This is a genomic window from Aeoliella fuhlenseeensis (genome assembly GCF_052161615.1).
GTDB lineage: Bacteria > Planctomycetota > Planctomycetia > Pirellulales > Lacipirellulaceae > Aeoliella.
Genome location: NZ_CP197417.1, coordinates 5,623,771 through 5,638,164, shown reverse-complemented (window position 1 = coordinate 5,638,164; position 14,394 = coordinate 5,623,771). Strand labels below are relative to the sequence as shown.

Sequence of the window (14,394 nt, the reverse complement as noted above, 5' to 3'; positions counted from 1 at the left end):
CCCTGAATTCTGGCGAATCCGGCTACGGCTACGCGGGGGCTTCTTCCTCGCGCTTTCGCCACACGCCGACCATCGCGGGGAGGTAAGGCCGGATGTCCCAGCCCTCGCTGTAACGGTCTTGTTTGATGGTGCCGGGTAGCAGGTTAAAGTCAAAGCGATCGTCCGACTCCACCACCACGGCGCTTTCTAGGGGGGCGTGTTCCATCACCGATGTGATGAGGTCGACCATCTCCTGCTCGCGATCGACGAAGAATGCGTACGGCGGGCTTACGAACACCAGCCAAGGGGTGTCCTTCGCGAGCTTTGGCAGGTCGCGTTTTACCCACACGAAGGCGCTCGCTTCCTTCAGCTCGCACTGGTCTTCGACTTCCAGGCGGGCGATGTTCTCGCGGACCACCTTGGCAGTTGGAATGTGGCGCTCGATGAACGTGGTGAACGCGGCCCCGCGGCTCAAAGCTTCCAGCCCCAGCGCGCCGGTGCCGGCAAACAGGTCGAGGGCGTGGCGGCCCGCGACGTCGGAAGTCACCAGATTGAATATCGCCTCGCGGACGCGGTGCTTCATCGGCCGAGTGACCGGATCGCCGTGGTACAGCAGCTTCCGCCCGCGAAAACGGCCGCCGACGATGCGAAGTTCGGTCTCGGTTCCTTCGCTAGCAATGTCTCGTTGGGGCTTCGGTCGGCTCATTCGGCGTGGTAGGGAGGTTGGGTGGCGGCGGGCGAATGTGGTATCTTGCAGGGAGTTTTGTCGCTGGACAGGCGCGTCGGCACACGATCGCGCACCCCCTAGCCTAACCCGCCCCGCCTTTGGAGGGAACCAACATGCGCCGCTCGTTTGCCTATTTGTTGCTGCTGCTTACCGCCCTGCCGGCCTCTTTCGTCCGCGCCCAGGACGCCCCGGCTGACCTGCCCGCCGCAGCGGGTGGCAATGCCGCCGCCGCCCAGGCCGCCTACGACACGGCTGAGGCCGAGTACAAGGCGGTGTTCAAGGAGATCGAGACGCTGCGTGGCCAGTACCAGTCGGCCGACGCCGAGTCCCGCAAGACGATCAACGCCCAGCTACCCGCGCTGGTGGACCAAGCTCGCGAGAAGATGGCTGCGTGGACTACCGCAGCCCTAGAACTCTACAAGGCAGCGCCGAACGAGAACCAGCAGGTCTCCGATCTACTCGTGGGGATGGCCAAGCACTTTGTGGTGGGCGAAGCTCCCCCAAAGGCGACCGGTGGCGAGCACTTCGGCGGCGATCAGTACGAGCAGGCAATGCCGATCCTCACCGCGCTAATCGAAGGGGGCCACCCCGAGCGGAAGCTGCTGGCATGGGCCGGCTACGCGGCAGTGTGCGTGGGTGATTTCGATGCGGCAGAGAAGTACCTCAAGGGTGCCCAGACGGCCGGCGTGTTCCGCGAGCAGCCCGAAGCCGAGACCGAGGCGATGTTCTACTTCTCCGCGCAGCAGTGGCTGCAGAACCTCGACAAGATGCGGGCCGAATGGGATGCCGAGCAAAAGATTCGCGCGGAAGAAGCGACTGCCGACAACTTGCCTCGTGTGAAGTTCTCCACCAGCAAGGGCGACATCGTTATCGAGCTGTTCGAAGACCAAGCCCCCATCGCGACGGCCAACATGATTTCGCTGGTGAAGAAGGGTTTCTACGATGGCGTGGTGTTCCACCGCGTGCTGCCTCACTTCATGGCGCAGGGTGGCGACCCCACGGGTACTGGCTCAGGCGGACCCGGTCATAACATCCCCTGCGAATGCTACGAGCCCGATGCTCGTAAGCATTTCCGCGGCACGCTGAGCATGGCCCACGCCGGGCGAGATACCGGTGGCTCGCAGTTCTTTCTCTGCTTCGTTCCGACGACACAACTCAACGGCCGTCACACAGCGTTTGGCCGCGTGGTGGAAGGCATCGAAGTGCTGGGCAAGCTTCAGCGCATCGATCCGTCGGCACAAGGCCCGTTCCCCAAGCCCGACAAGATCGTCAAGGCCGAGGTCATTCGCGATCGTGGCCACGCGTACGACATCTCGAAGAACAAGCTGCCCGAGCGTTGATAGCGGGCCGAACTCAGTCCCGCTGTCTCCCTCAGCTGTCGGAAATGCCGAGTCCCCTTGCGTGTTTTCGGAGCGATAAAGCCCCGAAAACGACGCCTTTGCGTTGTGCGGTATGCCGCTCGCAGGCATACTGGGTTTTGGCATTGCGCCAAACCTTATCGCGTGGGCAATCGACTCCGAGGGGCAGAACCGATGATCTTGGCAGGTGGGTATCGTGGGATTCTTGTAGCGGCGGCGAGCCTGCTGGTGCTGGCAGGTGCCGTGACCGCAGCGCCGATCACGCCATTCACATTCGACACCGTGATGAACGTGGTTTCGCCTTCGTCGTTGAATTTCAACGTTCAGATCAGTTCTGATGTCGGGTCGGACTCCGACTCGGCGAGCTCGCCACTCGGGGGCACCGCGAATGTTCGGTTCTTTGCCGACGCCTCGACTGGCAATCTAACGATCAAGGACTATCAGTTCACCGGTGGCTTGATTCAGGTCAACAATAACCTGGCGCTCGATTTCACACTGGGCGGGTTTCTGGTCAATATCGACGCGACGGGTACGGGGCTAAAGGGTGTCCCATCGACACTGAACCCTCCAAGCACCCTTACGTCACCAGCTGTGCCTGGGTCTCCTGGATCGTTCCCCGCGAGTGACGCACGCGTGACGATCAACCAGGGAAATATTCACGTAGTCGTCAGCCCGTTCATTGGCAGCGATACGATCATTGACCTGGACTTATCCAATCCCGACAACCAGATTGCCGGCACAAGCACCTCTGCCACGCCGGGGACGCTTACGGTCAATCAGGGGGCGAGCGACACGAGCACCAACACAACCAAGTACTCACTGGTACTCAATGTGCCGGTGCAGTTTACTTCCGAGCCAATCGACCTGGATGGCCAAGGCACCGCGACGATTACGGTCAACGGCAGCCTTCGCACTTCGGTGGCCGATGTCGAAGTGAACTTCATCCCCTGGAACGGCATCGCCGGCGACCTGACGCAGGATGGCCAAGTGAACTCGGCCGACATCACGGCGTTCGTCAACGGCTGGCGATCGACGAACAACACTCCGGGTCGGCTGGCCATCCAGAAGGGCGACCTGAATTTCGATGGCCTCACCGACCTGCACGATGCCTTCCTGCTCCGCTCGGCATTGCAAGACAACAATCTCAGCCTCAACATCGGCGACCTGCTCGCGGTGTCCAACACCGTTCCCGAGCCCTCGACTTGGATGCTGCTGGCCGTGGGCTGCGTGGCAATGGTTGCCCGCCGACGCCTCGCGAAGTAACACGGGGCGAGTCGCCAATCGACCGGGTTTCGGCTAGACTCGCCGGGATGAATACTTCCGCGAAATTCTGGTTGGTCGTCGCTTGCGTTGCCGGTGCCCTGGGCGTCGTACTGGGAGCCTTTGGGGCGCATGGCGTGCCGAGTTTCCTTGAAGACCAGGGGTACGACGCGGCCACCGTTGCTTCCAGACTCGAAGAGTTCGAGACCGCCGCCCGCTACCACTTGTACGGAGCGCTATTCCTCCTAGGCGTGGCACTGGTGGCCGATCGAGTCCCCGGCCGCGCGACCACTATTGCCGGCTGGACGATGCTGGCGGGCATGCTGGTGTTCTGCGGCGCGGTCTACGCCGTGGCCCTGGTGCCGCCCAACCTTCGCAGCACCTTCGGCATGATGGCCCCCATCGGCGGCACGCTCATGATCGCCGGCTGGGTTTCGCTGGCCTTCGCGGCGCGAGGCGGATCCAAGTAGCTGCGCACGAAAAAACCCCGGCCCCGAGCAAACATGCTCGGGGCCGGGGCTCGTTACAGCAGTTGACTCTCCCGCCTGCGCTCAAACCGCTTGCAGTGTTTCGAGTTCCGCGGCCAGTCGCTTACGGGCGACGTGCAGACGTCGCTTGATGGTACCCACCGGCGCGCCGGTCGCTTCGCTCATCTCGATGAGCGACTCGCCACGCAGGTAGAACGCCACGAGGGTATCGCGGTCCATCGCACCCAGTCGCGCTAGACCGCTACGCACCTGCGCCATCTGCTCCACCCGCACCGCTTCGTCGAGCGGCGACAAACCATCGGCGTACGTAGCCGCCAAGGTCTGCGGCTCGGCCGAGACGGTCGGAGGTCGACGCACTTGCCGGTTGATCGCCATACGAACGGTGATCGCGCGGAGCCAACCACCGAACGCGGCGGGTTCTTCAAGCTGGTGCAGTCGATCGATCGCCTTGACGAACACTTCCTGGCTGAGTTCCTGCGCCTCGGCGTAGTTGCCCAGACGCTTCAGCGCGATGCTCATCACCATTCCCTGGTAACGCTCAACCAGCTCGCCCTGAGCGGTCCGGTCGCCTTCCAAGGCGGCAGTAACCAACTCGTGCAAGGTCGCTTCGGTGTAGTTCAACAATTCGGTCGCGGTCATCGTTCTCTTCCTTAGGAATCTGCCCGACCTCGTGGCGGGGCAGTAGCATGTGGAGCAATCGCCGGAAGCACCGAATCGACTTGGCGTGCAAACAATGCATCGCACGGTCGAGAGGGGGCGCTTGGCCGGCTCGATTGGGCTTGGTTCTGATTTACCGCTTCGAGGTCTTGTCGAGTGACCCCTCAGGCGATCAGCCGGCGAATATGCCGGAGCCCACCGGTTGGCCTTGGCCTAGTGACGATTTGCCACTGAGGCCTAGTTGCCAGCGCTTAGAATTCATGCGCGGACAACTGGAGGCGGGGGTAGATGCGCAATAGGCATGCGCTACTACCCGTACCGGTACTACGGCGCGCATTAGACGCGCTGCCAGGCGTTCGAGCCCACGCATAATCGTCGACGTGGCCACGGCGGCGTTCTGGCGATCGGCTGCGATCGAACCAAGAATCATCGTGTTGTCGGCGAAAATCGTGAACATCAAACCCTCGCTGCGCTTTGCACGCTGCTAGAGAACAAAAAGGAACAAAACGGGGAGCCAGATAGGGTCTGGACCCAGGTGGGGGGAGGCCGTCGGCTGCTAACCGAACACACCATCCGCACCTCAAACATCCCACGAGCTGGGGGTTGGGTCAAGAGTTTTCGGACCAAAGCCCGGGTTCTCAAACCCCATCCCGCCAGCTAAGTATCGGCAAAATCAGCCCCCGCTGGGGCAGAAATCGCGGTCTACGGGTACTTGGACATTTCGCCGGGCCGGGAGGTTCGCTGGGGTCGGGGGAATTTTTTGGGAAATTTCTGGCCATGCTAGCATCCGACAGCCCCCGCCGTCAGCGAGTCAGCGACTCACCATGGTGGGGTATATCCAGTAACCCACGGGCTTCGAGGATCCGCTAGGTCGCGCCAAGTCACCATCTTCCACTCGGGTGCCCCCAGTCTCTGGTCGTGCGGCTGCCATTTTCATGCGGGGTGCGAACACCAACGGACTGGCATTTTGTGGATCCGGACTCATTCGATTCCTTGAGTGCAATAACGAGCGCGATCCGAGCGTATAGCCGAGTGCCTCAACGCTTCCCATGCGTTTCACAGTTGGCTGTCAGTGGTTGCCAGGAAGGATGCGAAACGATGTCTCAAGCTAACCCACGGAGTCGTGGTTTCACCTTGGTCGAATTGCTGGTGGTGATTGCGATCATCGGGGTGCTCGTCGCGCTCCTGTTGCCTGCCGTTTCCGCGGCACGCGAATCGAGTCGCAAGACGCAGTGTCTCAACAACATGCGGCAGCTTGGGCTGGCGACACTCAACTTCGAAACTAGGATGCGACGCTGGCCCGGGGCGATCGAGCCACTCGACACCAAGCGAATGGGCAGTATGAATGGCGAGTTCTTCCGCACGTGGTCCGTGGTGTTGCTCGAAGACTTGGAGCAGCCCCAAGTGTACGACGCTTATACGAAGGGCGATCGCCCTGATGCGTTCGTGGGCGTGTTCTTTTGCCCCAGCGAAGACGTGAAGCAGCAAAGCGAAGCTTCCACCAGCATGGTCTGCAACGCGGGCATGGCGGGAACCATTGGATTTCAGTCGCCTACCAACGGCCCGTTCTTGAACATGGCGCTCAATCCCAAGGTAGCGATGCTGGAAGGCCATTGGCTGGATGGTCGCGACAACACGCTTAGCCTGTCTGAGAACTTGGACGCCACGCGTTTCGACTACGCCGGTTGGGGCGGTTTCCGGGCGAACTACGCGCCCGACGATCTGATCGACACCAAGTTCGTTGGCGAGCAAAAAGATCATTTATGGAGTCCGGTCTTTCGTTGGTTTCCGAGCGACGGGACCGACCGAATCATCAACGGCGATCGAGCAAAGTGTCCCGTAAACGAGACCTGCATGCCTAGGGATGCTACGCCGCTGCGTTCCAGCAGCAGCGCGACGCTGGCCTACCAAGTGATGGAAGAAGGCAACGCCCGCCCTTCCAGTAATCATCCCGGCGGCGTGAACGTCGTATTCGCTAGCGGACGCGCCGATTTCCTGCGAGAGAATATCGACTACAAAGTATTCCGGGCGCTCATGACCCCCAACGACCGCAAGTCCGACTCCCCCCATCCGCAGTTGATTATTGATGACACGGATTACTAGCGGGCGGAATGACGCCGCTCACCGCCACTTGTCGTGGCAGTTACTACACGCCTTCTGCATGTTCCCGATCGCCGCGCGGGCGGCGTCGAAGTTCTCGAGGTCCACGGCTTGGGTCAGCGCGACCGACGCGTCGCGGAGTTGGGTGCCGTGCTGGCGGTAGGTCTGCCATGTCACACGTGCTCGCTGAGCGCGGTGATAAATGCGTCGACATTCGGAGCGGGACCATCACCGTAGTTTGAATGCGCCTCGGTGTCCCATTCGGCCAAAACGGTCCGAGGCTCATCGGACAAGGAAAACCCCTTCTCGAGCGTAAAGTAACGGCCGACAACTGTGCCCGGTTCTGGTAGCTGTTCGGTTGAAGTGTCAATCGGAACGACAACCGCAACCATGAACGCTTCAGCCATTTCTTGTGGCTCCGGCAGTTCCACTACGGCACAAGGAAACGCATTTACACGGGTTGGGTGTATTTTGATTGATGCCGCGTCGAACGATGTCTTTCGGCCGCACTGTTCAGCAACGTCTTGAAGCACGGCATCCATGAACTGTTCCGCATCCGGTGATGCGGCTATGGCAAGGAACTGCAGCGGGTCGGAAAGTGCTATATGACGCAATGCATAGTGTGCGAACGCGTAGTCCGGTGACGTACCGTCGTCTTCCGCTTGTGGACCTGGCTTTCGTTTCAGGAAATCGAAGAGCCCCATTAGGCGGTCCTTATTCTTGGCACATAACTTAATTCGGCTCAGTTGCCGGCCGCCCGTGGCAGCGGGCGTTCAAGTGACAGCAACATTCTATTCACGGGTGTGGCAGGTCAACTGCACTCGCTGGTTAGCCCGCAATCATCACGGTGACACCCTCTTCAGCACCATCGATTCTCCATCCTCAAAACTCTTGGGGCGAGGGCTCCCATCGACACTGAACGACAACTCTAACTTATCTCTTGCGACTGCATAAATGCCAGGTCGGGTTTCGTTCGCGATGTCGCTGATCTGCATCGTGATGTGATGAGGTACTACGGCTTCGTCGATCGTGTAAGAACTTTGGCTGAAAATCTCGCCGGCTCCATCGGAAACGGCAATCGACGAACCATCAAAAGTCCAGATGATCCTAATATCTGCATCGACCAACCGCGGGTCGTCGATCTGCCATGAGCCGACCAGCGGAGCCTGTGAGACGTGGCTCGAAGAGGAACGGGAACAACCCGCGAAGCAAGCCAGCGTCATCGACATCGCAATGATGATGGGGCGATAAGTTGGGGTCATACGCGTCGACTTGTCTGTATATTGGCCGCTGTAACGCACGCACGTTGATGCCCTCGCCGGAGACTACCGCCACTCGTCGTGACAATTACTACAAGCCTTCTGCATGTTTCCAATCGCCGCGCGGGCGGCGTCGAAGTTCTCGAGGTCCACGGCTTGGGTCAGCGCGACCGACGCGTCGCGGAGTTGGGTGCCGTGCTGGCGGTAGGTTTCCTCGTCGGCGTAGTCGATGCCGGGTTGCAGGATCACCTCGGCCATCAGGGCCATCAGCTGGGCTTCGTGATAGATGTCTTCGGAGTTCGCCGACAGCGAACGCTTGTCGGACGCCTTGGGCGAAATGCCCTCGCCGAGGCTCGTCTCCATCCGCTTCATCAGCGGCGTGCGGTCGGTGAGTTGGTCCCAGCCGACATCGGGCTTGGCGGTGGGGACATCGGGGCGGCCACCTTGCACGAGTTCGGCGAGGTCCTCCACCCGCATCTGGGCTTCGCGGAACGATTGATCGGTGCCAACCTTGCAGTTCGCCCCCGCGCGAGCGAATAGTTGCCCCAGCCCTTCGGCCGTGTCTTTCCAGCGGACATCGTCGTCATAGTCGCCGGCGACGCTAAAGAGTGTTGCGAGCCAGATGAACCGGTCGCGGCACTCCTGGTACCCGCCTCCTTTGAAAGCCGCGGGCGTGGCCACGAGTGGCTGCAGCGCGGGGAGCTGCCGCTTGATCTCGGTCTCGATCACGTCGGCGCCCGCCAAGCTGCTCCAGGCGTAAGACGAATCACCGGCGTCCGGGGCTGTGTTTGAACCACCCGCGGCGGTTGCCACCGGCGTGCGAGCGATCTCGCCATAGTTCGGACGGGCGCCGACAAGCTGCTCTCTGGCGTCGTCGAAGAACACCTCGCGAACATCCCGTGGCCACTCCGCCGGCGGTTTGGCGCGGGGCTGGGTCGTCTGTTCGGCTCGCAGTAGAGCGGCCGATCCTGCGACTAACAGAAAGATAAGTGATCTTCGTTTCATGGCTCTCGGACTCCTGCTCGACAGTAAAGCTCTCTGCATTGTAGCAAAGGTCTGCCGCGGGACCCGAGAACCAGGATTCCAATAGCCGACGAGCTACGCCTCGTCGGACAAAATGCGGAGATCAGCTACGAGTTCCGCGCCCGCATCGCGCGGTCGAGATCGCGTTTGACGTCACGCTTCTTCATGTCTTCGCGCTTATCGAATTGCCGCTTGCCGCGGCAGAGACCCAGCAAGATCTTCGCGTGGCCACGCTTGAAGTACATCTTTAGTGGCACCAGCGTTAGCTTCTTTTCGTACGCCTGCGACGCGAACTTCTTGATCTCGCGGCGGTGCATCAGCAGCTTGCGACGCCGGCGCGGGTCGTGGTTCTGCACGTTGGCGAACGTGTACTCTTGGATGTCGACGCCGACGAGCCACACCTCGCCCTTGTCCATGCGGCCGTACGCCTCGTCGAGGCTCATCCGGCCGGTGCGCAGGCTCTTCACTTCGCTGCCATAGAGCACGATGCCGCACTCGAGCGTCTCGAGCACTTCGTACTCGTGCCGCGCCTTGCGATTCTGGGCGATGAGCTTTTCGTTTTTGTCGGCGTCGTCCCCCTTCCCTTTGGAAGCGGGTTTCGCGGCACCTTTGTTCTTAGCCATGATTCTATTGTAGACGCAAAGGTGCCGCCGCTTGCGGCTTAGCCGGAGACGAATTTCGCTGGAGCAGTGCTTCGCAACGAGGGGGTTACTTCGGAGCGTAGATCGCCACGATGCGGCGGCCGTGCATGGTCGGGCGCTGTTCGAGCTTGCTCACGGGTTCCAGTTCGGCGGTCAGCTTTTCGATGAGCTTGAAGCCTTCGTCCACGTGCGCGTTCTCGCGGCCGCGGAAGATCACGCTGAAGATCACTTTGTCTTTTTGACCCAGGAACTTCTTCGCCCGGTTCACCTTGGTCATGAAGTCGGCATCGCCAATCTTCGGACGCAGGCGGATTTCTTTGTTTTTGCTGTGGTGCGTGTGGCCTTTGTGCTGCCGCTTCTTTTGCTGGTACTTGAACTTGCCGTAATCCATGATACGGCAAACCGGCGGCTTCTCGGTCGAAGCAACCTCAACCAGATCGAGCCCGACGCTCTTCGCGCGTTCCAGCGCTTCGTCGGTGGGAATGATTCCCAGTTGCTCTCCTTCCTCGGATATCACACGAATAGGGGTGATGCGGATCTGCTCGTTGATCCGTTGCTGCTTGCGTTCGATTGCTGCATCTCCTCGGGGACATGGGTGACGACGGGCGCAGGGGCAGCCCGGACTGACACGAAAGTATTGGTTATAACTGCCAGGTAAGTCAACCGAGCATGCCCAAAATGCTGGCAAAACGAGGCCAAATCGCCCGCTGCCCCCTCCCACCGGCCGCTAGCCCGGGCGGGCCCCTGCCCCCAATCGGCGGGCTAGGTTACTTCGCGCCGCTGATATCCCGCGCGATCATCGCCTTGACGTAGCGATCGCTGCTAAGCCGCATGTCGTCCCGGGCTTTACCTTCCGCCCCCGCCGCGTCACGCGAGCGGATGAGCCGCAACAGCTCCTGATGGTCGGCGAGAACCGCCTGCCGCTGGGCCTTTAAGTCGGTATCGGCTGGCGGCCGAGAATTCTGCGAGGTGTAAAATACCGAGTGGCACTCGGTGAGCAGCTGTTTGAGCGCCCTGGCAATCCGTTCGTTGTGGCTTGCTTCGGCAATTGCCGCATGAAACGCGTGGTCGAGGTCGGCCCAAAGCTGAGCCGAGGCGTTCTTCAGCTCCTTCTGCGTCTGATCGCAAATCATCTCCATCCGGGCGATATCGGTATCCGTTGCGGCCTTCGCGGCCGTCCGGGCGGCACCTCCTTCCAGGAGTTCGCGGAGCTCGTACAGCTGGCGGATGTCTTCGGCCGTGTAGTTGCGCAGACGGGCCCCCTGGCCATTCTGATCCATTACGAGAAGGCCTTGGCCAGCCAACTGGCGAAGAGCTTCACGAATCGGAATGCGGCTCACGCCCAGGTCCTCGGCCAGGCGCCGCTCGACCACCTTATCGCCAGGGGCCAGCGTGCCGGAAAAGAAGACGTGCTGCACCACTCGGTCGTACAGGCTATCGGTATCGCTGGCGTTCTGGGGCGTAAGTTTAGGTATGTTCACGACTTATGAGTGCTCCGCTCCGCCTTGGCGAGGTGTATTCCACTGTAATCATACGAGATGGTAGCTAGCGTCGCCAATCATTTAAGTCGCGAGGCGCTACCGATTTTTAACCGTCGAGCCTGAGTTCTGCGTCCGTCGTTGCAAATAAAACGATCAGGTTGTTGACAGCGATTATAACACGGTATACCATGCAATACATCTGCCGGTCTGTTCGAATGCAGAGAACCTTACTTCTCTGGTCGATCGACCTGTAGCCAAAGGCGATTCGCCGGGTTGAACTCCTGCCGAAGTCGCTTCTCCTTTTTCTACTTCAAGATGGTATACCAAGGAATTCCACTTGGTTCGCGACCGCCGGCGGAGTGTGGCCGGTGCCTTGTTCAGGAGATGCTGTTGGCTATCGTCCCGCGAGTTGTGGCTGCTGTCGTTTCCCCTTGCCGTGAACCCGGTGTGGTCGGTGCTGATGCTATGGAGCGTCTCTGTCACGAGATGTCGTCGCATGGTTGTGATGGGCTGTTCGTTGTGAGCTCGACCGGCGAGGCCGTGTTGCTGGACGAAGGCGACCGGCGGGTGCTGGTGTCGGCGGCAAGGCGAGGTGTGCAGGACGACATTCATCTCTATGCGGGCGTCACTGGCCTCGGTGCCAAGCAAACCATTCTGTACGCCAACAACGCTGCGGCCGATGGTGCCAATGTGGCGGTGGTGATGGCGCCCTTCTTCCTGAAGTTGGGCCAGCGAGAGCTCGTCGAGTACTTCTTGCGCGTCGCCGATGTCTCGCCCATCCCCCTTGCGCTCTACCATCATCCGCGGATGAGTACGACCATCGATGTCGAGACTTTGGTCGCTGTCGCGGCCCATCCGAACATTATCGCCATCAAAGATACTAGTGGGACCACCGAACGGGCGAAGGCGGTTATTGAAGCTACCCGAGGATTGGATCTAGCGGTGCTGCAAGGGAGCGAGCATTTGAGTTTGTTCAGCCTGAGGGCTGGCTGTCACGGAGTGCTCGCGGCACTGGCTGGAATTGCCCCCGAGTGGCATGCCGAACTCGTTGCGTCTGCTCGTCGGGGCGATTGGGCATCCGCCGAACAATTCGACCAGCAGATCATGCGGTTGTGGCGGTTGTTCGAAGTGCCGGGGGTAGGCGATTCGATCTCGGCATTCGCGCATGCCATCAAGCTGGGTCTCGCGCGCCGCGGTTGGCTTGCAGAGCTATCGCCTGTGGTGCCCGGCTTCGCGCCCGCACCGGAGTTTGAGTCAGCGGTCGAGTCGCTACTCGACCACGTGAAGCTGCCACATGATCGTGACTGGCAGCTTCGTATCGATCAGGCGCATGCCGTCGGGGAGGGGCATTTGGAGGTGGCACCAGTACGTGTGTAGTTGGGGAAGAGCGGAGTTCAATACTTTTCAGAATTCTATTCACCTTGGGAGGGACGCTCGTGAGAACTTCACTGCTTACTTTGGCGGTCGCTACGGCGATTGCGGCATGGTCCGCCATACCGCTGCCGGCGGCCACGATTAATTACTTGCCCACCACGGCAGGGCCCCACGACTTCAATACCGGTACTAACTGGAATGGCGGCGTGGTACCCGGCACCAACGATGTCGCTCAGATGCAACAGCCCAATATCACTGCCGCCCAAACGACGAACGTCAGCTCGACCGTGACGCTGGGTGGCATGACCATTGGCGACAATTCGACCAGTGGCGTGTTCAAGATGACCGTCACCGCCGACCCCGGTCAGAAGATTATCTTTGACAACCCTTCGGGCAACGCGACGCTTTCGAAGCCCAGTCGCAGCAACGCAGTTGGTGACGAAATCAGTGCGCCGATTGAAATTGCCAGCGGCGAAAAACTAGTCGCCACTAACGCGGCGTCCGGTTCCGGAACTTTGACCTTGTCCGGGGCTCTTACTGGTGACGTAACGTCTGAGTTGTCCTACGCCAGTGCAGGCGGAGGGCATGTTTTGACGGGCGACTTATCGGGCTTCAACGGCACGATTGGTACGACGACTGGCAATAGTGCGCTTGGTGGTGCCAACCTCTCGCTCAGCACCAACCTAATCAACGGCCAAAACGCCAAGTTCAACATTGCCTCGGCGAGTGGCAGCCCCGATACAGCGGACTCCGTCACTCGCTTCTTCCGATACGCCAATAGCGCGCTTGCATCTCCTGGTACCAATGTCGAGCTGCACATGGGCGAGTTGTCTGGCACTGGCTGGATCAACCCTCAGTCTTCGGGCGGCTTGATCGATAGCTACAACTACTACGTTGGCTACCTGGGGACGGATTCCACCTACAGTGGCACCATCATTCATCGAGGCGCGGCGTCGGGTGCCGGTAACAACAACTTCACCAAAGTGGGCACCGGCAGCCTAACCCTAAGTGGTGCCAACGCCTTCAACGGCACGGTGACGGTAAGTGCCGGAACGTTGGTGACGGGAGCCAATGTGCACAACTCTTCGATCTCGGCCACGCTGGTCGATATGCCAGACGGAGACACCATCACACTCACTGATCACGGCTTGAACGTCGGCGATCGCCTGCTCTTTAGTGGATCGCCTAGTGGCATGATCAACACGGCGAACTACGTGGTTCACACCGTGGTGGACGCCAACAGCTTCAAAGTGGCCCTAGCGAATAGCCCCGCGGTCATTGATTCCGCGACAGCAGCTTCGTCCGCCATGCAGGCCACGCTGCAAAGTCCATTGGGGTCTGGGACCACCCCCATTCAAATGGGCGATGCGAACACAGGCTCCAGCGACATTGGCTTGCTTATTAGCGGTGCGTTCTTCAATAAGCGAGACATCAATCTGACATCGAATGGAACCGGTACGGCTACCATCGGTGGAAACACAGATTCCAATTCGTCCTACATGGGTGACATCAGCCTCGGGCGCGCCGTGCAGTTAACCTCGGCCACCACCGGGGGCAACACCGTCACTTTCAGCGGCGAGCTCTCGGGCGTGGGTGGCGTGGCAAAGGTGGGACTGGGTAGCGTCACGCTAACTGAATTCAACACCTACACCGGCGATACCGCCGTCGAACAAGGCAACTTGATTCTGTCGCAAGCTTACTTGGCCGACACGGCTAGCGTGCTGCTCGATAGCAGCGCCCAGCTGACCCTTGGCTTTAGCGAAATCGACCTCGTGAACGCATTTGCGATTGATGGCATGTGGCAACGTGCCGGCACCCACGGCGCAATCGGTTCTGGCGCCGATTGGGAATCGGCGTTGTTGAGTGGCCCCGGCATGTTGCTGGTGGTGCCTGAACCGAGCAGCATCGCTCTGGCACTACTGGCGGGCATCGGAGGGCTGGCGACCGTGCGTCGTGGGCGTGTCGCCGGAGGCCCCTGCTAACGGACATGACGTCCGAGGTTGTTGAAAATTCGGAAACTGTTTCGGGTTGGTCCCAGCAGCCCCAG

At 60.3% G+C, this 14,394-nt stretch carries 15 protein-coding genes; 6 read left to right on the top strand and 9 right to left on the bottom strand.

Features of this window, described 5'->3' with window-relative positions:
- Positions 1 to 28: 28 nt before the first annotated feature.
- On the bottom strand, positions 29 to 685 hold the full coding sequence (locus SH292x_RS22200; RefSeq protein WP_442483214.1) for an RsmD family RNA methyltransferase: 657 nt from the start codon (positions 683 to 685) through the stop codon (positions 29 to 31).
- A gap of 134 nt (positions 686 to 819) precedes the next feature.
- On the opposite strand from SH292x_RS22200, the gene SH292x_RS22195 reads away from it, so the two are divergent.
- The 3 genes from SH292x_RS22195 (at position 820) to SH292x_RS22185 (ending at position 3,794) form a co-directional block, all read left to right on the top strand.
- Positions 820 to 2,046 carry a peptidylprolyl isomerase gene (locus SH292x_RS22195; protein ID WP_442483213.1) on the top strand — a complete coding sequence of 409 codons (1,227 nt, stop codon included), beginning with the start codon at positions 820 to 822 and terminating at the stop codon, positions 2,044 to 2,046.
- A 192-nt stretch (positions 2,047 to 2,238) separates the two neighbouring features.
- Positions 2,239 to 3,327 (top strand): PEP-CTERM sorting domain-containing protein, encoded by a 1,089-nt coding sequence (locus SH292x_RS22190; protein ID WP_442483212.1) that lies wholly within the window; start codon positions 2,239 to 2,241, stop codon positions 3,325 to 3,327.
- 47 nt (positions 3,328 to 3,374) lie between these two features.
- Entirely contained in the window at positions 3,375 to 3,794 is a 420-nt protein-coding gene (locus SH292x_RS22185; RefSeq protein ID WP_442483211.1) for a DUF423 domain-containing protein, read from the top strand.
- A gap of 81 nt (positions 3,795 to 3,875) precedes the next feature.
- Here SH292x_RS22185 and SH292x_RS22180 read toward each other — a convergent pair whose 3' ends face one another.
- Complete coding sequence (locus SH292x_RS22180; RefSeq protein ID WP_442483210.1) at positions 3,876 to 4,451, bottom strand: RNA polymerase sigma factor; 576 nt, start codon at positions 4,449 to 4,451, stop codon at positions 3,876 to 3,878.
- A gap of 1,116 nt (positions 4,452 to 5,567) precedes the next feature.
- Between SH292x_RS22180 and SH292x_RS22175 the strand changes: the two genes are divergently transcribed.
- Positions 5,568 to 6,572: a DUF1559 family PulG-like putative transporter gene (locus SH292x_RS22175; RefSeq protein WP_442483209.1), complete on the top strand. Its 1,005-nt coding sequence runs from the start codon at positions 5,568 to 5,570 to the stop codon at positions 6,570 to 6,572.
- Positions 6,573 to 6,590: 18 nt separating this feature from the next.
- On the opposite strand, the gene SH292x_RS22170 is transcribed toward SH292x_RS22175, so the two are convergent.
- The 7 genes from SH292x_RS22170 to SH292x_RS22140 form a co-directional block, all read right to left on the bottom strand.
- On the bottom strand, positions 6,591 to 6,746 hold the full coding sequence (locus SH292x_RS22170; protein ID WP_442483208.1) for a cytochrome c: 156 nt from the start codon (positions 6,744 to 6,746) through the stop codon (positions 6,591 to 6,593).
- Positions 6,743 to 7,273: a hypothetical protein gene (locus SH292x_RS22165; protein ID WP_442483207.1), complete on the bottom strand. Its 531-nt coding sequence runs from the start codon at positions 7,271 to 7,273 to the stop codon at positions 6,743 to 6,745. The genes SH292x_RS22170 and SH292x_RS22165 overlap by 4 nt, the downstream gene beginning before the upstream one ends.
- 138 nt (positions 7,274 to 7,411) lie before the next feature.
- Complete coding sequence (locus SH292x_RS22160; RefSeq protein ID WP_442483206.1) at positions 7,412 to 7,831, bottom strand: hypothetical protein; 420 nt, start codon at positions 7,829 to 7,831, stop codon at positions 7,412 to 7,414.
- A gap of 63 nt (positions 7,832 to 7,894) precedes the next feature.
- Entirely contained in the window at positions 7,895 to 8,833 is a 939-nt protein-coding gene (locus SH292x_RS22155) for a cytochrome c (protein ID WP_442483205.1), read from the bottom strand.
- 125 nt (positions 8,834 to 8,958) lie between these two features.
- Positions 8,959 to 9,474: an SsrA-binding protein SmpB gene (gene smpB / locus SH292x_RS22150; protein ID WP_442483204.1), complete on the bottom strand. Its 516-nt coding sequence runs from the start codon at positions 9,472 to 9,474 to the stop codon at positions 8,959 to 8,961.
- Between the two features lie 85 nt (positions 9,475 to 9,559).
- Positions 9,560 to 10,063 (bottom strand): translation initiation factor IF-3, encoded by a 504-nt coding sequence (gene infC, locus SH292x_RS22145; protein WP_442485880.1) that lies wholly within the window; start codon positions 10,061 to 10,063, stop codon positions 9,560 to 9,562.
- 196 nt (positions 10,064 to 10,259) lie between these two features.
- Positions 10,260 to 10,973, bottom strand: a complete 714-nt coding sequence (locus SH292x_RS22140; RefSeq protein ID WP_442483203.1) for a GntR family transcriptional regulator — start codon at positions 10,971 to 10,973, stop codon at positions 10,260 to 10,262.
- A 315-nt stretch (positions 10,974 to 11,288) separates the two neighbouring features.
- On the opposite strand from SH292x_RS22140, the gene SH292x_RS22135 reads away from it, so the two are divergent.
- Both SH292x_RS22135 and SH292x_RS22130 read left to right on the top strand, forming a co-directional pair.
- Positions 11,289 to 12,350, top strand: coding sequence for a dihydrodipicolinate synthase family protein (locus SH292x_RS22135; RefSeq protein ID WP_442483202.1), 1,062 nt, complete (start codon positions 11,289 to 11,291; stop codon positions 12,348 to 12,350).
- A 59-nt stretch (positions 12,351 to 12,409) separates the two neighbouring features.
- On the top strand, positions 12,410 to 14,329 hold the full coding sequence (locus tag SH292x_RS22130; RefSeq protein WP_442483201.1) for an autotransporter-associated beta strand repeat-containing protein: 1,920 nt from the start codon (positions 12,410 to 12,412) through the stop codon (positions 14,327 to 14,329).
- Positions 14,330 to 14,394 lie beyond the last annotated feature (65 nt).